An 18525-nucleotide genomic window follows, 5' to 3' on the forward strand; every position below is an offset into this window, starting at 1 on the left:
GAGGGATCAGGCCTGGTTGAACACCCCGTTCAGCCAGGCCTGCCACTCGCTCTCGCACTCCTTGATGTCGGTGTCGGATGCGAAGTCGTGCAGGGAGATCCCGACCGGGTGGCCCCAGTGGTTGCGGCCGAAGACGCGGGTGAGGCTCCTCTCGGTGCGCAGCCCGATGAAGTACGGGTTGCGGAAGTCGACCACGGCGTCGAAGGTGTCCGGCCCGTGGACCGTCACGCGCGTACCGGCGGCCACGTCCTCGCCGACGCCGAGCGCCCGCCCCACGACGGCGAGGGCGTCGGGGGCCTTGGACGCCTCGGGTCCGTCGAAGGTCGCGAAGGCGGCCGGGCGGGGCGCGAAGTGGGTCAGGTACTCGCGCAGGGTGTGCAGATAGAAGTCGGTGTGCTTGGCGGCGCCGTCGTACTGGTTGTCCCAGTCGTCGACGAAGATCCCGCTGTGGACGTACCGCACCCAGGCCCGGCGGCCCTCGTCACGGGGTTCGACGGTGTAGTCGAGCTGGTTGAGGGTCTGCTCGGAGATGCCGTCGACGTCCTCGACCCGGTTGGTGTAGCGGTGCGGCGGGTCCCAGGCGGTGATCGTGGACCCGAAGGGCCCCTTGCCGCCGACGCGTGGCTCGGGCGGCTCCATCGGCCACAGATAGCCGCCGGTTCCGGTGGTGATCGCCTCCCACACCTGCTCGGGGGCGGCGTCGACCTCGAACTCGCGGGCGATCTCGAACTCTTTGGACATGATCTACTCCAACTCGGTCTGTTTGAGCGTGGGATGGACGGCCACCACGATCCGGTGGTCACGGCCCCCCTCGGCGTCCGGGGCGTCGTACTTGCGGATCAGGCCGGTGACTCCGGCCGTCAACTCCTCGATGAACGCGGCCCGTTCGGCGGCCGAGGCGAAGCGCACCTCGCCGTCCAGCGCGTACGTCGCCAGCGGCTTGCGGGCCTTCGCCGCGCCGGTGATCAGCGAACCGACATCCCGCACCAGCCGGGCACCCAGCGCCAGCAGCCAGCGCGCGGAGAGCTGGTCGCGGAAGCGGTCCGGGTCGGGCTGCACGGCGGCGAGGGCGAGCGGTGAGATCACGTACGACGCCGCGGTCGCCCGCATCAGCCGCTCGGTGACGTTGCCCTTGCGGCGCTCCCCGGCGAGCTCGACCAGGCCGTGCCGCTCCAGCGCCTTCAGGTGGTAGTTCACCTTCTGCCTGGGCAGCCCGACCTTGCCGGCCAGCATGGCGGCCGACGCGGGGCCGGCCGCCAGCTCGGCGAGCAGCCGCGCCCTTATGGGGTCCAGGGAGACGGCTGCGGCCTCGGGGTCCTCGATCACGGTGACGTCCAGCATGGGTCCACCCTCGCACCGAATACTTTTCTTGTCCAGACGGTTCGAGTTTTCGGTGAGAGGCCTGCGCTCGAGCCGGGTCTCAGTCGGGAACGAGGCCCAGGGCGTGGTCGTACCGGCTGACCACGCTGCTCTTCAGCCCCGGCCAGGTCTGCACGCGCTCCCAGCGGTCCGCGGCCGAGCCGATCCCGTCCCCCGGCGCGGCGAGCGCGTCGAGATGCGCCTGGGCGCTCTCCCACTCGGCGTAGTTGAGGACGCGGGTGCCGTCCGTACTGAGGTGGAAGTGGGCGCTGATGCCACCGGGATGCGGGTTCGGCTCGTTCTCCAGCGCCTCGAGGACGGCGTCGACCCAGGCCCGCTGCCGGTCGGGGTCGGGGCCCTCGAACTCGATGTCGACGATCACGATGCATCCCGGGACCCGACGGTCACCGTCCCGGGCGACGCTGCGGTAGTGCCGGTAACGGCCGAGCCCCGTCCGCTCGATGTGGGGGACGGCGGTGTCGATCTCGTCGACGCGCTCCAGCCGCTGTGTCCGCGCGAACGCCTCGTAGGTCTGTTCGTCCGTCCACTGCGAGTAGTGCAGGAGGCTCGCGGTGTCGTGTCCGGTGTAGACGTGGTAGCCGAGCAGGCCGTCGGCGGGCCACGGCCGGCGTTCCCAGGTACCGGCGATGGCCTGGACGGTCTGCCGCTGCCGCAGCGGGTTGCCCACTCGCCAGGTACTGAAAAGGGACGCGCCCACCTCGGGCCGGGTGAGATCGGGATGGGTGTCGGTACGGCGGGTCATGCGCGAGGCCTCCTCGGATCGCTGCTCCATGCGTGCACCCACCACCCTTCAACCTCAACAAGGATTCAGGTCAAGTCGGCGGTTCGGGGGGTGGTTTCGGGAGACCCGCCACGGCATGGACGAGCAGGCCGAGGACCAGCCGAACAGCCCCTCCACGTTGTCCGCGCGATCCTGGCGTGCGGTGCTGCGGCGCACGGGGAAGGAGTTGCTGGACGACGAACTCGCCGACCGTGCGGCGGCGTTGACGTACTACGGCGTCCTGTCCCTGTTCCCCGCCCTGCTGGTGATGGTCTCCCTGCTGGGCGTGGTGGGACAGCGCGCCACGGACAAGATCCTGGACAACATCGGGGACCTCGCGCCGGGTCCGGCCCGGGACATTCTGCGGGACGCGGCGGTCCAGCTCGGTGACAGCGGCGGCACAGGCAGTGTGCTCGCGATCGTCGGCCTGCTCGCAGCACTGTGGTCGGCGTCCGGGTATGTCGCCGCGTTCATCCGTACGTCCAACGCGGTGTACGACCTTCCCGAGGGGCGTCCGGTGTGGAAGCTGACGCCGCTGCGGCTGGCGTTGACCGTGACCTTGATGCTGATGCTGGCGGCGAGCGCCCTGATCGTGGTGTTCACGGGCCCGCTGGCCGAACGGGCGGGCAGGGCGGTCGGGTTCGGCGACGCGGCGATCGCGCTCTGGGGCGTGACCAAGTGGCCGGTGCTGCTGCTCCTGGTCGTCCTGATGATCGGGCTGCTGTACTGGGCGGCCCCCAACGTCCGCGGCCGCGGCTTCCACTGGATCTCCCCGGGCAGTGTCCTCGCCACCCTGGTCTGGCTCGCCGCCTCCGCGGGCTTCGCTCTCTACGCCGCCAACTTCGGCTCCTACAACAAGACGTACGGCACCCTCGCCGGCGCCATCGTCTTCCTGGTGTGGCTCTGGCTGACGAACCTGGCGATCCTGCTGGGCCTGGAGTTCGACGCGGAACTGGCCCGGGAGCGGGCGATCGTCTCCGGCGAGGCCGAGCCGACTCAGGAGCCGTACGTGGAGCCCCGGGACACCCGGAAGTGGCCGCCGAGGCTGCGGGCGAACCGCGGGCGGTGACGGTACGCGTACGGCTGGGCGCGGGCCATCGCCCGCGCCCAGCCGTACGCATCGCTCACTTCTTGGGGTACCGCCACGCCACCACGACGACCGCGGCCACTGCCGCGCCGACGATCAGCGCCGGCCGCGGATGCCGTACCGCGGCCATGACCAGGGGCCGGGCCGGCCCGGGCACGCTGTGCTCCGCCCTGCGCTCCAGCGCGGCACTCGTCCGCGAAGCCTGGCCCTGGGTGACCTGGCCCGCCCGCAGCGTCCGGTCCTGGACCTGGTGACCGGTCTTCGCCGCCTTGACCTGGACCTTGTGTCCGGCTTGCGTGGCCCGGTCGTGCACGGTGTGACCGGCCTGTGCGGCGCTGCTGCGCAGCTGCACGGTCATCGCGCCCGCCTTGTCCCTGAGGTCTGCCGCACGTGCCATCGCGCGGCCCTTCACGTCCATCTTTCCTGCCAGCTCCTCCACCGTGTCGCCGAGTTCGCTGCGGGTCCGCTCGATCTGATGCCGCAGCTCATCGGGTCCCTTGGCCCCCGTCACGGGGGGCTCGCCGCTCGTCCTGTCCGTCATCGGTGCGCCCTTTCCCTGATCTCCTCGACATCCGCCTTGACGCTGCCGAGTGCCTCCTCGGGCGTCGGGGGTGTGGCACGGCGCAGCTGGGCGCGGCCGGTGGCGGCGAGCACCCCTGCGATCACGAACAGGACGGCCGTCACGATCAGCGCCGAGGCCCACACCGACAGCACCAGTGCGAGGGCGGCGGTGGCCGTCCCGGCCAGGGCGAGCAGTCCTGCGTAGGCGAAGGCGCCGGCCGCGCCGAGCAGCCCGCCGCCCTTGCCGGCCCGCCGACCCTTCTCGGCCAGCTCCTCCTTCGCGAGGGCGACTTCCTGCCGTACCAGCCGCGAGACCTGTTCGGTGGCCTGTCCGACGAGTTCGCCCACCGAGTGATGTTCGTCGTGCACCGGCCTGGGGGCCGTGGTTCCGGTCACGGTGTTCCGCCTCCTCTCGGTCGGAACTCCCGGGTACCCGGCCCGTCCCCCGCTACCCCTGCGGACCGCCGTCCGGGCCACGCTGTCCGAGCCGGGCCAGCTGACTCTGGAACCAGTCGAGCCGGGCCTGCAACAGGGCCGCCTCGGCGGCGAGTTCGGGCACCCCGAGGCCCTCGGGCATGCCGGGATCACCTTGCGTGAGCACCGTGGCCGGCCGTGCCACCACCCGCAGCCCCTCTCCGGCCAGCCGCGCGAACCCGGCGAGCGAGAGCGCCGTACGACCGCGCAGGCAGCCCGCGCACGAGGGCGCCAGGGCCCGCCAGCCGGGTCTGCCCCAGTCGGCGTCGGCGAGGGCCGCGGCGACCGTGCCGCAGCCGCAGGGTCCCACCGTGGCGGTCCGCACCCGCTGGCGGGCGTAGCGGAAGCCGCGCTCGAAGCGGAGGTAGCGGCCGAGGACCAGGACGTCGAGGAGGACGGCGCTACGGTGCTCGGCCGTGCACAGCAGTGCCTCGGCCGCCGCGCGGTCGTGCACGCAGTGGAAGCCGCAGTCGCAGCGACGGTTCGGCGCCCGGTGCCGCAGGCCGTAGACGCAGGACGCGTCGGCCAGGACTCCGTACGGCAGCGCGCCGCCGAGCGACACACCGGTGAACCCGGCCCGGGTGCCGTCCTGGGACAGCACCGGGTGGGCGATCTTGTATCCGGTCGGCGGCTCCGTCGGGCGTTCCTCCGGAAGCCGCAGTCTCATCGGGCCGCCGGAACCTCTTCGGGAGCCTTCAGCTCCTTGATCTCCTCGGGGAGCTCGAGCTCCTCGTCGTGGATCTCCGGCCGTTCTTCCGCGACTCCGGTGGCGAGTGCCTTGCCGAGCTTCATGACGCCTCCAGGACCAGGGGTCGTGCATCGTCCTGACCATGGTGACCCATGCGGGCCCGATTTGGACATAGGACCTTTTCGCAGCATCCCTTACCGGTACACCGTAGAAGAATTAAGTGGAGCTTCACGGTCGGTCTGCCGAGACTACGCGTATGACGACAACCGCCCCACCCTTCGGCCGCGCCCTCTGCGCCATGATCACCCCCTTCACCGAGGAGGGCGCGCTCGATCTCGACGGCGCTCAGCGGCTGGCCTCGCGGCTGGTGGCTCAGGGCTGCGACGGTCTCGTGCTGTCCGGCACCACAGGCGAGTCGCCGACCACGACGGACGCGGAGAAGGCCGCCCTCGTCATGGCGGTACAGGAGGCGGTGGGCGAGCGAGCGTCGGTCGTGGCGGGGGTGGGCACCTTCGACACCCGGCACACCGTGGAGCTGACCCTGGCGGCCGAAAAGGCGGGCGCGGACGGGGTGTTGGTGGTCAGCCCGTACTACAGCAGGCCACCGCAGGACGCGCTGGAGGCGCACTTCAGCGAGATCGCGGACGCCTCCGGGCTGCCCGTCATGCTCTACGACATCCCGGGCCGCACCGGCACCCGCATCGAGCCGGAGACGATGATCCGGCTCGCCGAGCACCCCCGGATCGTCGCGGTCAAGGACTGTTCCTATGACCTTCTCGGCACCCAAAAGGTCCTGAACCGCACGGAGTTGGCGTACTACGCGGGCTGCGACGAGCACATCCTCGCCCTGTACGCGGTGGGCGCGGCGGGCTACGTCAGCACGGTGGCCAACGTGGTCCCGGCTCAACTCCGCGCGATCCTGGACATGTTCGAGGCGGGCGACACCCCCGTGTCCGCCCGCCTCCAACAACGGGCCACGCCGCTGATCGAGGCGATGATGTCGGCGGGCCTGCCCGGCACGGTCACTGCCAAGGCCCTCCTCCACGCGCTCGGTCTGCCCGCGGGCCCGGTCCGCGCCCCGCTGCGGCCCGCCGGCCGGGAGACGGCCGACGGGCTGCTGGCGGAGTACGAACGACTCGTGGCCGCCTGATCAGGGCTGGGCGAAGATCGGCTCCCAGCGTCCGGCGTCCCCGTCGTTCCCCTGCCGGAAGCCGCTGAGCGGGGTCTCCTTGTCGCTGCCGATGGTGACCAGCACGAGCCGCTGAGGGAATTCGCTCTTGTCGTTCCTGCCGATGTCCCAGGCGATGAGCTGTTTGTCGCCCACCCAGGCGGGCAGTTGCTGTCCGCGCACCTCGGTCTTCGTACCGGTCGCGGCATCGACGATCCAGGAGGAGGTCTTCCACTTCCTGCCCGCGAAGTCACCGGCGACGAGGCTGCCCGTCCGGCGACTTCCCCGCGTCCACGTACCACTCCAGGTGCTTGTCGTTCGCCGGCGTGGGGACCTTGTCGCCCCTGAGGTCCCAGAACTCCTTGCCGATGTCCCCCATGGGGTTCCCGGACCAGACGTGCAGGCCGTCATCGGTGAGGGCGAAGTCCTGGCGGGAGTTGAGGACGGAACCGCCGAGCCCGCCGTCGTCGGAGGCGAGCCTCACCTCGTTCCAGGCGCCCTTCCCGGAGGCCACGTCGAGGACGTGGAAGCCGGAGCGGCTCGACGTCCACTCCGGGCTCCATTCGATGTCGCCCTCTGTCTTGACCCGCAGATCGGGGTTCTTGCCGTACGTCGTCGCGACCAGCTTGCGGCCGTCGCGGGAGAAGGCGAGCCCGCCGACCCCGCGCTCGACCAGGATCCACCGCTCGACCTTGCCGGTGGTCAGATCGAGCAGGCCGATCCGCGAGGTGGGCAGGTCCTGTTCGAGGACGGCGGCGGTCTTCGCGCCGGGCGCGACGGCGACCCAGGACCAGTCCGCGGTCTTGGCGTACTTGCCGGTCTTCGGGTTCAGCAGGTGGTAGGTGCGCTGGTGGACGGCGGTGTCCGCGGTCTTCTTGACCGTCTCCGGGACGAAGTACCCGGCCAGGGTCGTGCCCCCGACGGAGATCTCCTCGCGCGGTGGCGACTGGTCGGGGGGCCTTCGTCTTCTTCTCCACCACGAGGCCACCGCCACCCGAGGGCCGTACGTCGTGCTTGCCGGAGTCCAGCAGCGGCACCCCGACTCCGACGGCGACCACGGCCACCGTGACAACCGCGGCGGCCGCGATCCTGTGGGTACGGCGGCGGCGCCGGACGGCGAGCACCCGCTCGGCGAACCCCGCTGCCGCCGGGGGCTGTTCGGCGGCCTGCTCGCGCAGAGCGTCGCGCACGATGTCGTCGACGTTCACGGACGCACTCCCACGGGCGAGTAGTCACGGGACTCGAACCGCTCGGCCGGGGCGGGCCCGAGGGCGGCCAGTTCGGGTGCGAGCTGACGCAGTCGGGCCGGCGAACGGTGGGTGGTGGACCGCACGGTGCCGACGGAGCAGCCGAGCAGCCGGGCCACGTCGGCCTCCGGCATGTCCTCGAAGTAGCGCAGTACCAGCACGGTGCGCTGGCGTGCGGTGAGCCGGGACAGGGCCTGGCGCATCACCAGGCGCAGTTCGGCCGCGGCGGCGGTGTCGGCGCCGGGCTCGCCGCTGCCCGGGGGTTCGGGCGGCTCCGCGACACTGACCTTCCGGCAGGTCCTCTACCGCCGGCGGCTGACCTGCTGGCGGTAGAGGACCTGCCGTACACAGGCCTCGGGTTCGTCGATCTTCTGCCACCGTCCGGCCGTCTTGACCAGGGCGTTCTGCAACAGGTCCTCACCGGCGTGCTGGTCTCCCCCGCACAGCGGCACAGCGGTCTTCAGCAGGGCGGACGACCTGCTGTCCACGAAGTCCCGGAAACTCTCCAGCCCTTCGGCATTCATCGTCACCTTCTCTTCCCCGGCGACACCTGTGCGCCGCCCCTCCGACCCTTGTGACGCGTGCCGTGGCCCGCCGCAGCCACCGCCACGAAAAAAAGTCGCCGTAGCGGAATTCGGTCCGCTACGGCGACTTCCGCACGGGGTCGCGGGTCAGTTCCAGCAGTACCCGTCGCCGATCAGCAGCAGGTGCTCCAGCACGTCCTCCATCGGATCGTCCACCTGGCCGACGTTGACCAGGCCGACCCGGGGCCCGTTGTGCGAGGCGGTGTCGGTCTCGTCGGCGTGCGCGCTGCCGACGTCACGCCGAGTAACCCGTAAGTGATCTTCTTTTGCCGGGAGCGGCTCAGTTGTGGCTGTGCAGGATGTCGTTGAGGCCGCCCCAGACCGCGTTGTTCGGGCGGGCCTCGACCGTGCCGGTGACCGAGTTGCGGCGGAAGAGGATGTTCGAGGCGCCGCTCAGCTCACGGGCCTTGACGATCTGGCCGTCGGGCATGGTGACCCGGGTGCCCGCGGTGACGTAGAGACCGGCCTCGACGACGCACTCGTCGCCGAGCGCGATGCCGACGCCCGCCTCGGCGCCGATCAGGCAGCGCTCGCCGATGGTGATGCGGACGTTGCCGCCGCCGGAGAGCGTGCCCATGGTGGAGGCGCCGCCGCCGATGTCCGAGCCGTCGCCGACCACGACACCGGCGGAGATGCGGCCCTCGACCATCGACGTGCCGAGCGTGCCCGCGTTGAAGTTGACGAAGCCCTCGTGCATGACGGTGGTGCCCGCGGCGAGGTGCGCGCCGAGGCGGACCCGGTCGGCGTCGGCGATCCGGACGCCCTTGGGGGCCACGTAGTCCGTCATGCGCGGGAACTTGTCGACCGAGGTGACCGTGAGGTACATGCCCTCGGCGCGGGCGTTGAGCCGCACCTTCTCGATCTCGTCCACGGCGACCGGGCCGAGCGAGGTCCAGGCGACGTTGGGGAGGAGGCCGAAGATGCCGTCCAGGCTCTGGCCGTGCGGCTGGACCAGACGGTGCGAGAGCAGGTGCAGGCGCAGGTAGGCGTCGTGCGTGTCGAGCGGCTTCTCGTCGAGGGAGGCGATGACCGTGCGGACCGCGATCACCTCGACGCCACGGCGGGCGTCCGGGCCGATCGCCTTGGCGGCACCCTCGCCGAGCAGCTCGACGGCCTTCTCGGCCGACAGCCGCTCGGTACCGGCGGGGCCGGGCTCGGCCGAGAGTTCGGGGGCGGGGAACCAGGTGTCGAGTACGGTGCCGTCGGCGGCGACGGTGGCGAGGCCTGCGGCGATGGCGCCGGTGGTGCGCGGAGCAGTCGTGTCGGTCATGAGGGCAACCTAACCGGCGCAGGGCATGCGATGCGAACCCTGCGCGGGACGTCTCAGGAGTCGGGCGGCCCGGCCCCCCGTGACACCCAGGAGAAGATCACCTGGGCCGGTACGGATCATCCGGGCCGGCGGGAGACACAGGCGGTCGGTGGGGACACCCCGGGCCGACGGGAACCACCGAGGTCGGTGAAACTCTCCTGGGCCGACGAGAATCACCCGCAGTCGTGGGGCACCTGGGCCGACGAGAATCACCCGCAGTCGTGGGGCACCTGGGCCGGCGGGGAACACCCGCGGCCGGTGAAACTCACCCGCAGTCAGGGGGACCACCCGCGGTCGGCGAAACTCACCCAGGCCGACCGCGACCACCCGAAGTCGCGCGGATCACCCGCGGTCAACCGGGATCACCAGAGCCGATGGAGATCACCCGGGCCGACCGGGATCACCCACAGTCGTGGGGGTCACCCACGGCCGGCGGAAACCACCCGCAGCCAGGGGGACCACCCACGGTCGGCGAAACTCACCCAGGCCGACCGGGACTACCCGAAGTCGCGCGGATCGCCCGCGGTCAACCGGGATCACCAGGGCCGGCGGGGACCACCCGCCCCAGCACCTCCCGCGCGTACCCCTCGTCGTACGGTGTCCCGGTCAACAGCACCTGTAGGCAGATCCCGTCGGCCAGGGCGACCAGCGCCCGTGCCGTGACCGGGTCCGTGCGGCGGGCGAGGCGTTCGGCGAGGTCGTCGGCCCATTCGGCGGCGACGGGGCGCAGGGCGGGGCGGCGCAGGGCGGCGAGGTAGAGCTCGTACTCCAGCTCGACGCCGGTGCGGTCGCCGCCGAGCCAGTCGCCGAGGACGCGGGCGAGGTCGGCGGCCAGGTCACCGCCCGGGTCGTCCAGGGCGCCGTGCGCGGCGACCGCCTTGGCGAAGCCCTCGCTGGCCTGGCGCAACGCGGCCACCATCAGCTCGTCGAGGCTCTTGAAGTGGTACGTCGTCGAACCGAGCGGCACATCGGCCTCGGCGGCGGCGCTGCGGTGACTGAGCCCCGCGAGCCCCTTCTCCCCCACGACCCGGATGGCCGCGTCGATGATCCGCTGCCGGCGCTCGGGGTCGTGCCGCCGGGCCATCAGTGCGCCCCGCCCAGGTTCAGCACCACGACCCCCATGATGATCAGCACGATCCCGGCAGCCTTGGTGGCCGTCATCCCCTCTCCGAGGAAGAGCATCCCGATGCCGACGATGGCCGCGGTGCCCACCCCGGCCCAGATCGCGTAGGCGGTGCCGACCGACACCGTCTTGAGCGTCTGGGCGAGCAGCGCGAAGGAGAGGACGTACCCCAGCACGGTCAGCAGCGAGGGCCCGAGCCGACTGAAGCCCTCGGTGTACTTCATGGCCGTGGTCGCTCCGACCTCGGCGGCGATGGCTCCAGCGAGCAGCAGGTATCCCATGTGTACAAGCGTACATAACGGAGCCCGGGAGCGGATCCGCGGCCACCGCCCAGCAGCCGTTCTCCCAACATGGCGGCGCCCGGCCCTGTCTGATCGACCATCAGCCGCAGGTGCAGAGGTGACCACCGCGCCGATGCGCTGTGAGCCCGCCGAGAGGAATGTGGAAAGCAGCCGGTTCAAAGGGCTGCTCGGGACCGCCGGTAACCACTAGTGTTCACCCGGAACCACTTGTGTTTCACCCTTCACATACCGCGCCACCACAGCAGCGGCACGTCGCCTCGCGCCGCGCCGGAGGAACAGCGCATGCCCGAAGACAAGTCCCGGCCGCCCCAGGACCGCCCCTGGGAGAACGGCTGGACGTTGGACACCTCCCGCACGCCCGGCACCCGACGGCTCTATCTCGCCGGGGCGTTGGCGGTGGCCACGATCATCGCCTGTGTGGCGGCGATAGCCGCCACGGACAACGAACCCGGCGGACCGTCGAAAACCGCGCGGGACGAGGGGTCCGGCCTGATCTCCTTCTCCTCGCAGCCCCCCGCGCCGACCACGCCTCCGCCGGGCGACAGCGGCCTCTCGTCGGTGTCCCCCACTCCCCGGGACCCCCAGCAGCAGGGAGCCGAGCCCACCGCCACGGTCACGGCCCACCCGAAGCCGCCCAGGTCCACGGCGTCCAAGGGCAGCTCGTCGAAGCCCCGCCCTTCCGTGACCTACCGCTCGGTCCGCTCGGTCAACTACCCCGCCCGGTACTGGCACGTGGACGACGGCTATGTGGGCCTGGACCCGGTCAGCGGCTCGGAGTCCCGCGAGGACGCCACCTTCACCCTGGTCAAGGGCCTGGCGAACGGCTCCTGTTACTCCTTCACCACCCACGACGGCAAGTACCTGCGCCACCGCGACTTCGTCCTGCGGGCCGACCGCAACGACGGCTCCTCCCTCTTCAGGCAGGACGCCACGTTCTGCTCCCGGGACGCCTCCTACTCCGGCGCGAAAATGCTGGAGTCGGTCAACTACCCCGGCTACTTCCTCCGCCACCAGAACTTCGTGGTCCGCCTCGAACGCTTCGAGTACAGCTCCCAGTACCTGGCGGACTCCTCGTTCCAGCTGGTGAGCGGGCTGGCCTGAGCCGCGTACGAGTACAGGAAAGCGGCGGCACCCGACAGGTGCCGCCGCTTTCCCACGAACAGGGTCACTCAGACGTTGAACCCGAGCGCCCGAAGCTGCTCCCGGCCGTCGTCCGTGATCTTGTCCGGCCCCCACGGCGGCATCCACACCCAGTTGATGCGGAGTTCGCTCACGAGGCCGTCCGTGGCGGACTTGGCCTGGTCCTCGATGACGTCCGTCAGCGGGCAGGCCGCCGAGGTCAGGGTCATGTCGAGGGTCGCGATGTTTGCGTCGTCGATGTGGATGCCGTAGATCAGGCCGAGGTTGACGACGTCGATGCCCAACTCGGGGTCGACGACGTCGTACAACGCCTCGCGGACCTCTTCCTCCGAGGCCGGCTTCATCTCAACGGTCTCGCTCATGCCGTCTTCCTTTCGGCGTCGGCGCCGGCGCCCAGCGCCTGGGCCGTCGCGTCCTTCCACGCCATCCAGCTGAGGAGGGCGCACTTGACCCGGGCCGGGTACTTGGAGACACCGGCGAACGCGACCGCGTCCTCCAGCACCTCCTCCATCGCGTCGTCGGGCTCGATCCTGCCCTTCGACTGCATCAGTTCCAGGAAGGTCTCCTGGATCTTCTGCGCCTCCGCCAGGTCCTTGCCGACCAGCAGATCGTTCAGGACGGACGCGCTGGCCTGGCTGATCGAGCAGCCCTGGCCCTCGTACGAGACGTCCTCGATCCTCTTGCCGTCGTACTTCACACGGAGGGTGATCTCGTCGCCGCACGTGGGGTTCACATGGTGCACCTCGGCGTCGCCATCCCTCAGACCACGCCCGTGCGGGTGCTTGTAGTGGTCCAGGATGACTTCCTGGTACATCGAGTCCAGCTTCACGGTTTCAGCACGCCCTTCAGCCGAAGAAGTTCCGTACGTGCTCCAGCCCCTCGACCAGTGCGTCGATCTCGGCCGGCGTGGAGTACAGATAGAACGACGCTCGCGTGGTCGCGGGAATTCCGTACCGGAGGCAGACGGGCCGTGCGCAGTGGTGACCGACCCGGACCGCGATGCCCTGCTCGTCGAGGACCTGGCCCACGTCGTGCGGGTGGATGTCGCCGAGCGTGAAGGAGATCGCCGCGCCCCGGTCCTCGGCCGTGGCCGGGCCGATGATCCTGAGGTCCGGGACCTCCGCGAAGCGCTTCACCGCGTATTCGGTGATCGCGTGCTCATGGGCGAGGATCTTGTCCATGCCGATCGAGTTCAGATAGTCGATCGCGGCGCCCAGACCGACCGCCTGCGCGATCGGAGGCGTGCCCGCCTCGAACTTGTGCGGCGCCGGGGCGTACGTCGACGAGTGCATCGACACGGTCTCGATCATCTCGCCGCCGCCCAGGAACGGCGGCAGGTCCTCCAGCAGCTCCTGGCGGCCCCAGAGCACGCCGATGCCGGTCGGGCCGCACATCTTGTGACCGGTGAAGGCCACGAAGTCGGCCTGGAGGGCCTGTACGTCCAGCGGCATGTGCGGCGCGGCCTGCGAGGCGTCGATGCAGACCAGCGCGCCGACCTCCTGCGCGCGGCGCACTATCGCCTCGACGGGGTTGACCGTGCCCAGGATGTTCGACACCAGCACGAAGGAGACGATCTTCGTCTTCTCGGTGATGATCTCGTCGATGTTCGAGAGGTCGAGCCGGCCGTCGTCGGTCAGGCCGAACCACTTCAGCTTCGCGCCCGTGCGCTGCGCGAGCAGCTGCCACGGCACGATGTTGGAGTGGTGCTCCATCTCCGTGATGACGATCTCGGTCTCGTGGTCCACGCGGTAGGGCTCGTCGGCCCAGCCCAGCATGTTCGCCACGAGGTTGAGCGACTCGGAGGCGTTCTTGGTGAAGATGACCTCGTCGCGGCTCGGCGCGTTGATGAAGGCGGCGACCTTGTCGCGCGCGCCCTCGTACAGCGCCGTGGCCTCCTCGGCGAGCACATGCACACCGCGGTGGACGTTGGCGTTGTAGCGCTCGTAGTACTCGTTCAGGGCGTCGAGCACCTGGCGCGGCTTCTGCGAGGTCGCCGCGTTGTCCAGGTACACGAGCTTCTTACCGTCGTGGACCTGGCGGTCCAGGATGGGGAAGTCCTTGCGGATCGCCTCTGTGTCGAGGAGGCCCGGCAGCTGCGTCACGCGGATACGCCACCCTTCGTGTATGCCTCGTAGCCCTCGTTCTCCAGCTTGTCGGCGAGCTCGGCGCCGCCGGACTCGACGATGCGACCGCCGGAGAAGACGTGGACGAAGTCGGGCTTGATGTAGCGCAGGATGCGCGTGTAGTGCGTGATCAGCAGGGTGCCGACCTCGCCGGTCTCACGGACGCGGTTGACGCCCTCGGAGACGACCCGCAGGGCGTCGACGTCGAGGCCGGAGTCCGTCTCGTCGAGGATCGCGACCTTCGGCTTGAGCAGCTCCAGCTGGAGGATCTCGTGGCGCTTCTTCTCACCGCCGGAGAAGCCCTCGTTGACGTTGCGCTCGGCGAAGGCGGGGTCCATGTGGAGACGCTGCATGGTCTCCTTGACCTCCTTCACCCAGGTGCGCAGCTTGGGGGCCTCGCCGCGGATGGCGGTGGCGGACGTACGGAGGAAGTTCGACACGGACACGCCGGGAACCTCGACCGGGTACTGCATCGCCAGGAACAGGCCCGCGCGGGCGCGCTCGTCGACGGACATCTCCAGGACGTCCTCGCCGTCGAGGGTGACGGTGCCGCCGGTGACGGTGTACTTCGGGTGACCCGCGAGCGAGTAGGCGAGCGTCGACTTGCCGGAGCCGTTGGGGCCCATGATGGCGTGCGTCTCGCCCTGCTTCACGGTCAGGTCGACACCCTTGAGGATCTCCTTCGTGGCGTTGTCGGCCTCGACGGTGACGTGCAGGTCTCGGATTTCAAGCGTTGCCATGGGTGCCTCAGGACTCCTGGGAAAGGGAGACGAGCACGTCGTCCCCTTCGATCTTTACGGGGTATACGGGGACGGGGCGCGTCGCGGGAAGGCCGGACGGTTTGCCGGTGCGCAGGTCGAAGCTGGAGCCGTGCAGCCAGCACTCGATCTGGCAGTCCTCCACCTCGCCCTCGGAGAGCGAGACGTTCGCGTGCGAGCAGATGTCGTGGATGGCGAACACCTCCCCCTCGGTCTGCACGACCGAGACCGGCGTGCCGTCGAGTTCCACCCGCTTCGGGGTGTCCTCCTCCAGCTCGCTCAGCCCGCAGGCGCGTACGAAGGCCATCAGACCGTGGCCTCCAGCTCCTCGTCGATCTTCACGAGAAGCCGTTCCTCGATGTCGTCGACACCGATCTGCTGGACCAGCTCCGCGAAGAAGCCGCGGACGACCAGACGCCGGGCCTCGTCGGCCGGGATGCCGCGGGCCATCAGATAGAAGAGCTGCTCGTCGTCGAAGCGGCCGGTCGCACTCGCGTGGCCGGCTCCGACGATCTCGCCGGTCTCGATCTCGAGGTTCGGCACGGAGTCGACCCGGGCGCCGTCGGTGAGGACGAGGTTGCGGTTCATCTCGTAGGTGTCGGTGCCCTCGGCCTTGGCCTCGATGAGCACGTCGCCGATCCACACCGCGTGGGCGCCCTCGCCCTGGAGCGCGCCCTTGTAGGCCACGTTCGACTTGCAGTGCGGGGTGTTGTGGTCGACGAGGAGGCGGTGCTCCTGGTGCTGGCCCGCGTCGGTGAAGTACAGGCCGAACAGCTCGGCCTCGCCACCGGGGCCGGCGTACGAGACGCGCGGGTGGAGGCGTACAAGGTCGCCGCCGAAGGTGACCACGAACGACTTGAAGGTGGCGTCCCGGCCGATCAGCGCGTTGTGCTGGGCCACGTGCACGGCCTTGTCGTCCCAGTCCTGGACGGAGACGACGGTCAGCTTGGCGCCGTCGCCCAGGATGTAGTCGACGTTGGCGGCGAGCACCGCGTCACCGGTGTGGTCGATGACGACGACGGCCTCGGCGAAGGCTCCGAGCTCCACGACCTGGTGGCCGTAGCGGACGCCGCCCTCGCCGTGCACGGCGATGCGGATCGGCTCGGTGAGGACCGTCTCCTTGGGGACGGTGACCACGCCGGCCTTCTCGAACGCCGAGTACGCCTGGGCGGCGATGCGGTCCACCGGGGTGCCGGCCTTGCCGAGCCGGGCGTCGTCGCGGCCGACGGTCTCGATGACGACCCCCTCGGGGGCCGAGATGTCGACCTTCACGCCGTCGCCGGTGGCGACCGCGGTGCCGTCGTGCAGCCCGCGCAGCCGCTCCAGCGGGGTGAACCGCCACTCCTCCTCGCGGCCGTGGGGGACCGGGAAGTCCGCCACGTCGAAGGAGGGGGGCGCGCTCATGCGCGTGGCGACGGTCGACTCGGCGGCCACCGCGATCTGGCCGGCGGTCGTGCTGCCCACCGGGATGTTCTGAGCCTCAGCCATGGCTGTCGGTCTGCTCTCTTCCTACGTCAGTTTCGCTAGCTGTATCCGAAAGGGGGCGGGCGTCAGCCGACCGCGCCTTCCATCTGCAGCTCGATCAGCCGGTTGAGCTCCAGCGCGTACTCCATCGGCAGCTCCTTCGCGATGGGCTCGACGAAGCCGCGCACGATCATCGCCATCGCCTCGAACTCGCTCAGACCACGGCTCATCAGGTAGAAGAGCTGGTCCTCGGAGACCTTGGAGACGGTCGCCTCGTGGCCCATGGACACGTCGTCCTCGCGGACGTCCACGTACGGGTACGTGTCGGAGCGGGAGATGGTGTCGACGAGCAGCGCGTCGCACAGCACGTTCGACTTGGAGCCGTGGGCGCCCTCGCCGATCTCGACGAGACCACGGTAGGACGTACGACCGCCACCACGCGCCACCGACTTGGAGACGATGTTGGAGGAGGTGTTCGGCGCCATGTGGACCATCTTGGAGCCGGCGTCCTGGTGCTGCCCCTCGCCCGCGAAGGCGATGGAGAGGGTCTCGCCCTTGGCGTGCTCGCCCATCAGGTAGACGGCCGGGTACTTCATCGTCACCTTGGAGCCGATGTTGCCGTCGATCCACTCCATGGTCGCGCCCTCGTACGCCACGGCGCGCTTGGTGACCAGGTTGTAGACGTTGTTCGACCAGTTCTGGATGGTCGTGTAGCGGCAGCGGGCGTTCTTCTTGACGATGATCTCGACCACGGCGCTGTGCAGCGAGTCCGACTTGTAGATCGGCGCCGTACAACCCTCGACGTAGTGCACGTAGGCGCCCTCGTCGACGATGATCAGGGTCCGCTCGAACTGGCCCATGTTCTCCGTGTTGATGCGGAAGTAGGCCTGGAGCGGGATCTCGACGTGCACGCCCTTCGGCACGTAGATGAAGGAGCCGCCTGACCACACGGCGGTGTTCAGCGACGCGAACTTGTTGTCGCCGACCGGGATGACGGTGCCGAAGTACTCCTTGAAGAGCTCCGGGTGCTCCTTCAGCGCGGTGTCCGTGTCGAGGAAGATGACGCCCTGCTCCTCCAGGTCCTCGCGGATCTGGTGGTAGACGACCTCGGACTCGTACTGGGCCGCGACACCGGCGACGAGGCGCTGCTTCTCCGCCTCGGGGATGCCGAGCTTGTCGTACGTGTTCTTGATGTCCTCGGGCAGGTCCTCCCAGGACTCCGCCTGCTTCTCCGTGGAGCGCACGAAGTACTTGATGTTGTCGAAGTCGATGCCGGAGAGGTCCGAGCCCCAGTTCGGCATGGGCTTCTTGTCGAACAGGCGCAGACCCTTGAGGCGGAGCTTGGTCATCCACTCCGGCTCGTTCTTCTTCGCGGAGATGTCGCGGACGACGTCCTCGTTGATGCCGCGCTTGGCAGAGGCGCCGGCCGTGTCGGAGTCGGCCCAGCCGTATTCGTACTTGCCCAGGCCCTCGAGCTCGGGGTGGGCAGTCTCCGTGGGGAGAGTCATGCGGGGTTCCTCCCGGCCGTGCTTGCAGATGCGTTGTCAGTCATGTGGGAAATCTTGGGGATGAACGTCGTGCAGACGCCGTCGCCGTGCGCGATGGTCGCCAGTCGCTGGACGTGCGTTCCGAGCAGCTGGGAGAAGATCTCGGTCTCCGCATCACAGAGCTGGGGGAACTTCTCCGCGACATGGGCCACCGGGCAGTGGTGCTGGCAGAGCTGCTCGCCGACCGGTGCGCTGCGCGCCGTAGCAGCGTACCCGTCCGCGCTCAGGGCCTTGGCCAGGGCTTCTGTGCGCTCCTCGGGGGCGGCGGACTCGACGGCCTTGCGGTATTCCTCGGCCTGCGCGGCGATCCTCGCGCGTGCGAAGGCGACGACCGCCTCGTCCCCGCCGAACCGCTCCTGGATCCAGCTCAGGGCGTCCGCGGCGAGCTTGTCGTACGACTGGTCGAAGGCGTCCCGGCCGCAGTCGGTGAGCGCGAAGACCTTTGCGGGACGGCCGCGCGTCCGTGCGCCGTACACCCGCTGCTCCCGCGCCTCCACGACCTCGTCGGCCGCCAGGGCGTCCAGATGGCGCCGTACGGCCGCATGGGTCAGGCCCAGTCGGCCGGCCAGCTCGGCAACGGTCGACGGCCCGTGGTCCAGGATGGATCGCGCGACGCGGTTGCGGGTGGACCGCTCACCGGTCGCGAGCTCCTCCTGAGGGGCCCCCGTGGGGGTCTCCCGAGCCTCGCCGACGTTTTTCACAACGCCATTGTTGCGTAATTCCTCAGGACCGGGCAAGCCGCGTCCCGATCGATGGACGGTGCCCTGCATCACTTAGGCACCCCTAACCTGACCTGGGAGAACGATCTTT

At 69.8% G+C, this 18525-nt stretch carries 22 protein-coding genes and 2 pseudogenes; 4 read left to right on the forward strand and 20 right to left on the reverse strand.

What is annotated here, in order from left to right; all coding sequences use genetic code 11:
* Positions 1-6 precede the first annotated feature (6 nt).
* From QF027_RS12250 to QF027_RS12260, 3 genes are all read right to left on the reverse strand, one after another.
* Complete coding sequence (locus QF027_RS12250) at positions 7-741, reverse strand: SRPBCC domain-containing protein (protein WP_307074465.1); 735 nt, start codon at positions 739-741, stop codon at positions 7-9.
* A 3-nt stretch (positions 742-744) separates the two neighbouring features.
* The gene (locus tag QF027_RS12255; protein ID WP_306983214.1) at positions 745-1341 is read right to left on the reverse strand and encodes an ArsR/SmtB family transcription factor; all 597 of its coding nucleotides are present in this window, start codon (positions 1339-1341) and stop codon (positions 745-747) included.
* A gap of 79 nt (positions 1342-1420) precedes the next feature.
* The gene (locus QF027_RS12260; protein WP_306983212.1) at positions 1421-2122 is read right to left on the reverse strand and encodes an antibiotic biosynthesis monooxygenase; all 702 of its coding nucleotides are present in this window, start codon (positions 2120-2122) and stop codon (positions 1421-1423) included.
* A 115-nt stretch (positions 2123-2237) separates the two neighbouring features.
* On the opposite strand from QF027_RS12260, the gene QF027_RS12265 reads away from it, so the two are divergent.
* On the forward strand, positions 2238-3209 hold the full coding sequence (locus QF027_RS12265) for a YihY/virulence factor BrkB family protein (protein WP_307074467.1): 972 nt from the start codon (positions 2238-2240) through the stop codon (positions 3207-3209).
* A 55-nt stretch (positions 3210-3264) separates the two neighbouring features.
* Here the strand turns inward: QF027_RS12265 and QF027_RS12270 are convergent, their stop codons facing one another.
* From QF027_RS12270 to QF027_RS12285, 4 genes are read right to left on the reverse strand one after another with little or no spacing between them, the layout of a single operon-like run.
* Complete coding sequence (locus tag QF027_RS12270) at positions 3265-3768, reverse strand: DUF3618 domain-containing protein (RefSeq protein ID WP_307074468.1); 504 nt, start codon at positions 3766-3768, stop codon at positions 3265-3267.
* Positions 3765-4184, reverse strand: a complete 420-nt coding sequence (locus QF027_RS12275; protein ID WP_307074470.1) for a phage holin family protein — start codon at positions 4182-4184, stop codon at positions 3765-3767. The genes QF027_RS12270 and QF027_RS12275 overlap by 4 nt, the downstream gene beginning before the upstream one ends.
* 52 nt (positions 4185-4236) lie before the next feature.
* Positions 4237-4929 carry a hypothetical protein gene (locus QF027_RS12280; RefSeq protein WP_307074472.1) on the reverse strand — a complete coding sequence of 231 codons (693 nt, stop codon included), beginning with the start codon at positions 4927-4929 and terminating at the stop codon, positions 4237-4239.
* Positions 4926-5054 carry a hypothetical protein gene (locus tag QF027_RS12285; protein WP_263973619.1) on the reverse strand — a complete coding sequence of 43 codons (129 nt, stop codon included), beginning with the start codon at positions 5052-5054 and terminating at the stop codon, positions 4926-4928. Before QF027_RS12285 ends, QF027_RS12280 begins: the two co-directional genes overlap by 4 nt.
* 152 nt (positions 5055-5206) lie before the next feature.
* On the opposite strand from QF027_RS12285, the gene dapA reads away from it, so the two are divergent.
* On the forward strand, positions 5207-6100 hold the full coding sequence (dapA, locus tag QF027_RS12290) for a 4-hydroxy-tetrahydrodipicolinate synthase (RefSeq protein WP_306983196.1): 894 nt from the start codon (positions 5207-5209) through the stop codon (positions 6098-6100).
* On the opposite strand, the pseudogene QF027_RS12295 reads toward dapA, so the two are convergent.
* Positions 6101-7155: pseudogene (locus tag QF027_RS12295) on the reverse strand (WD40 repeat domain-containing protein).
* On the opposite strand from QF027_RS12295, the gene QF027_RS49590 reads away from it, so the two are divergent.
* Complete coding sequence (locus tag QF027_RS49590) at positions 7129-7350, forward strand: hypothetical protein (protein ID WP_373431090.1); 222 nt, start codon at positions 7129-7131, stop codon at positions 7348-7350. The pseudogene QF027_RS12295 and the gene QF027_RS49590 sit on opposite strands and share 27 nt — an antisense overlap.
* On the opposite strand, the pseudogene QF027_RS12300 reads toward QF027_RS49590, so the two are convergent.
* From QF027_RS12300 to QF027_RS12315, 4 genes and pseudogenes are all read right to left on the reverse strand, one after another.
* Positions 7323-7889: pseudogene (locus tag QF027_RS12300) on the reverse strand (SigE family RNA polymerase sigma factor). The gene QF027_RS49590 and the pseudogene QF027_RS12300 overlap by 28 nt on opposite strands.
* Positions 7890-8229: 340 nt before the next feature.
* Positions 8230-9219 carry a 2,3,4,5-tetrahydropyridine-2,6-dicarboxylate N-succinyltransferase gene (gene dapD / locus QF027_RS12305; RefSeq protein WP_307074474.1) on the reverse strand — a complete coding sequence of 330 codons (990 nt, stop codon included), beginning with the start codon at positions 9217-9219 and terminating at the stop codon, positions 8230-8232.
* A gap of 565 nt (positions 9220-9784) precedes the next feature.
* Positions 9785-10342, reverse strand: coding sequence for a TetR/AcrR family transcriptional regulator (locus QF027_RS12310; RefSeq protein ID WP_306983189.1), 558 nt, complete (start codon positions 10340-10342; stop codon positions 9785-9787).
* A complete protein-coding gene (locus QF027_RS12315) occupies positions 10342-10662 on the reverse strand; it encodes a DMT family transporter (RefSeq protein WP_306983188.1) in 321 nt (106 codons plus the stop codon). Before QF027_RS12315 ends, QF027_RS12310 begins: the two co-directional genes overlap by 1 nt.
* A 303-nt stretch (positions 10663-10965) precedes the next feature.
* On the opposite strand from QF027_RS12315, the gene QF027_RS12320 reads away from it, so the two are divergent.
* The gene (locus QF027_RS12320) at positions 10966-11784 is read left to right on the forward strand and encodes an AbfB domain-containing protein (RefSeq protein WP_307074476.1); all 819 of its coding nucleotides are present in this window, start codon (positions 10966-10968) and stop codon (positions 11782-11784) included.
* Positions 11785-11852: 68 nt separating this feature from the next.
* Here QF027_RS12320 and QF027_RS12325 read toward each other — a convergent pair whose 3' ends face one another.
* The 8 genes from QF027_RS12325 to QF027_RS12360 form a co-directional block, all read right to left on the reverse strand.
* A complete protein-coding gene (locus QF027_RS12325) occupies positions 11853-12185 on the reverse strand; it encodes a metal-sulfur cluster assembly factor (protein ID WP_028809645.1) in 333 nt (110 codons plus the stop codon).
* Complete coding sequence (gene sufU, locus QF027_RS12330) at positions 12182-12652, reverse strand: Fe-S cluster assembly sulfur transfer protein SufU (RefSeq protein ID WP_306983183.1); 471 nt, start codon at positions 12650-12652, stop codon at positions 12182-12184. Before sufU ends, QF027_RS12325 begins: the two co-directional genes overlap by 4 nt.
* A gap of 16 nt (positions 12653-12668) precedes the next feature.
* Positions 12669-13925, reverse strand: a complete 1257-nt coding sequence (locus QF027_RS12335; RefSeq protein ID WP_306983181.1) for a cysteine desulfurase — start codon at positions 13923-13925, stop codon at positions 12669-12671.
* Complete coding sequence (gene sufC / locus QF027_RS12340) at positions 13922-14686, reverse strand: Fe-S cluster assembly ATPase SufC (RefSeq protein ID WP_306983180.1); 765 nt, start codon at positions 14684-14686, stop codon at positions 13922-13924. Before sufC ends, QF027_RS12335 begins: the two co-directional genes overlap by 4 nt.
* A 7-nt stretch (positions 14687-14693) precedes the next feature.
* The gene (locus QF027_RS12345; protein WP_057618340.1) at positions 14694-15011 is read right to left on the reverse strand and encodes a non-heme iron oxygenase ferredoxin subunit; all 318 of its coding nucleotides are present in this window, start codon (positions 15009-15011) and stop codon (positions 14694-14696) included.
* Positions 15011-16192 (reverse strand): Fe-S cluster assembly protein SufD, encoded by a 1182-nt coding sequence (gene sufD / locus QF027_RS12350; RefSeq protein WP_306983177.1) that lies wholly within the window; start codon positions 16190-16192, stop codon positions 15011-15013. Before sufD ends, QF027_RS12345 begins: the two co-directional genes overlap by 1 nt.
* A gap of 62 nt (positions 16193-16254) precedes the next feature.
* The gene (gene sufB, locus QF027_RS12355; RefSeq protein ID WP_306983174.1) at positions 16255-17676 is read right to left on the reverse strand and encodes a Fe-S cluster assembly protein SufB; all 1422 of its coding nucleotides are present in this window, start codon (positions 17674-17676) and stop codon (positions 16255-16257) included.
* Complete coding sequence (locus tag QF027_RS12360; RefSeq protein ID WP_306983173.1) at positions 17673-18416, reverse strand: helix-turn-helix transcriptional regulator; 744 nt, start codon at positions 18414-18416, stop codon at positions 17673-17675. The genes sufB and QF027_RS12360 overlap by 4 nt, the downstream gene beginning before the upstream one ends.
* Positions 18417-18525: the final 109 nt, after the last annotated feature.

Source organism: Streptomyces canus, assembly GCF_030816965.1.
In the GTDB taxonomy this organism is placed as follows: Bacteria; Actinomycetota; Actinomycetes; order Streptomycetales; family Streptomycetaceae; genus Streptomyces; species Streptomyces canus_E.

Coding starts and splice junctions, on each gene's coding strand:
- QF027_RS12250 (WP_307074465.1), bottom strand. CDS start 741: ATGTCCAAAGAGTTCGAGATCGCCCGCGAGTTCGAGGTCGACGCCGCC.
- QF027_RS12255 (WP_306983214.1), bottom strand. CDS start 1,341: ATGCTGGACGTCACCGTGATCGAGGACCCCGAGGCCGCAGCCGTCTCC.
- QF027_RS12260 (WP_306983212.1), bottom strand. CDS start 2,122: ATGACCCGCCGTACCGACACCCATCCCGATCTCACCCGGCCCGAGGTG.
- QF027_RS12265 (WP_307074467.1), top strand. CDS start 2,238: ATGGACGAGCAGGCCGAGGACCAGCCGAACAGCCCCTCCACGTTGTCC.
- QF027_RS12270 (WP_307074468.1), bottom strand. CDS start 3,768: ATGACGGACAGGACGAGCGGCGAGCCCCCCGTGACGGGGGCCAAGGGA.
- QF027_RS12280 (WP_307074472.1), bottom strand. CDS start 4,929: ATGAGACTGCGGCTTCCGGAGGAACGCCCGACGGAGCCGCCGACCGGA.
- QF027_RS12285 (WP_263973619.1), bottom strand. CDS start 5,054: ATGAAGCTCGGCAAGGCACTCGCCACCGGAGTCGCGGAAGAACGGCCG.
- dapA (WP_306983196.1), top strand. CDS start 5,207: ATGACGACAACCGCCCCACCCTTCGGCCGCGCCCTCTGCGCCATGATC.
- dapD (WP_307074474.1), bottom strand. CDS start 9,219: ATGACCGACACGACTGCTCCGCGCACCACCGGCGCCATCGCCGCAGGC.
- QF027_RS12310 (WP_306983189.1), bottom strand. CDS start 10,342: ATGGCCCGGCGGCACGACCCCGAGCGCCGGCAGCGGATCATCGACGCG.
- QF027_RS12315 (WP_306983188.1), bottom strand. CDS start 10,662: ATGGGATACCTGCTGCTCGCTGGAGCCATCGCCGCCGAGGTCGGAGCG.
- QF027_RS12320 (WP_307074476.1), top strand. CDS start 10,966: ATGCCCGAAGACAAGTCCCGGCCGCCCCAGGACCGCCCCTGGGAGAAC.
- QF027_RS12325 (WP_028809645.1), bottom strand. CDS start 12,185: ATGAGCGAGACCGTTGAGATGAAGCCGGCCTCGGAGGAAGAGGTCCGC.
- sufC (WP_306983180.1), bottom strand. CDS start 14,686: ATGGCAACGCTTGAAATCCGAGACCTGCACGTCACCGTCGAGGCCGAC.
- QF027_RS12345 (WP_057618340.1), bottom strand. CDS start 15,011: ATGGCCTTCGTACGCGCCTGCGGGCTGAGCGAGCTGGAGGAGGACACC.
- sufD (WP_306983177.1), bottom strand. CDS start 16,192: ATGGCTGAGGCTCAGAACATCCCGGTGGGCAGCACGACCGCCGGCCAG.
- sufB (WP_306983174.1), bottom strand. CDS start 17,676: ATGACTCTCCCCACGGAGACTGCCCACCCCGAGCTCGAGGGCCTGGGC.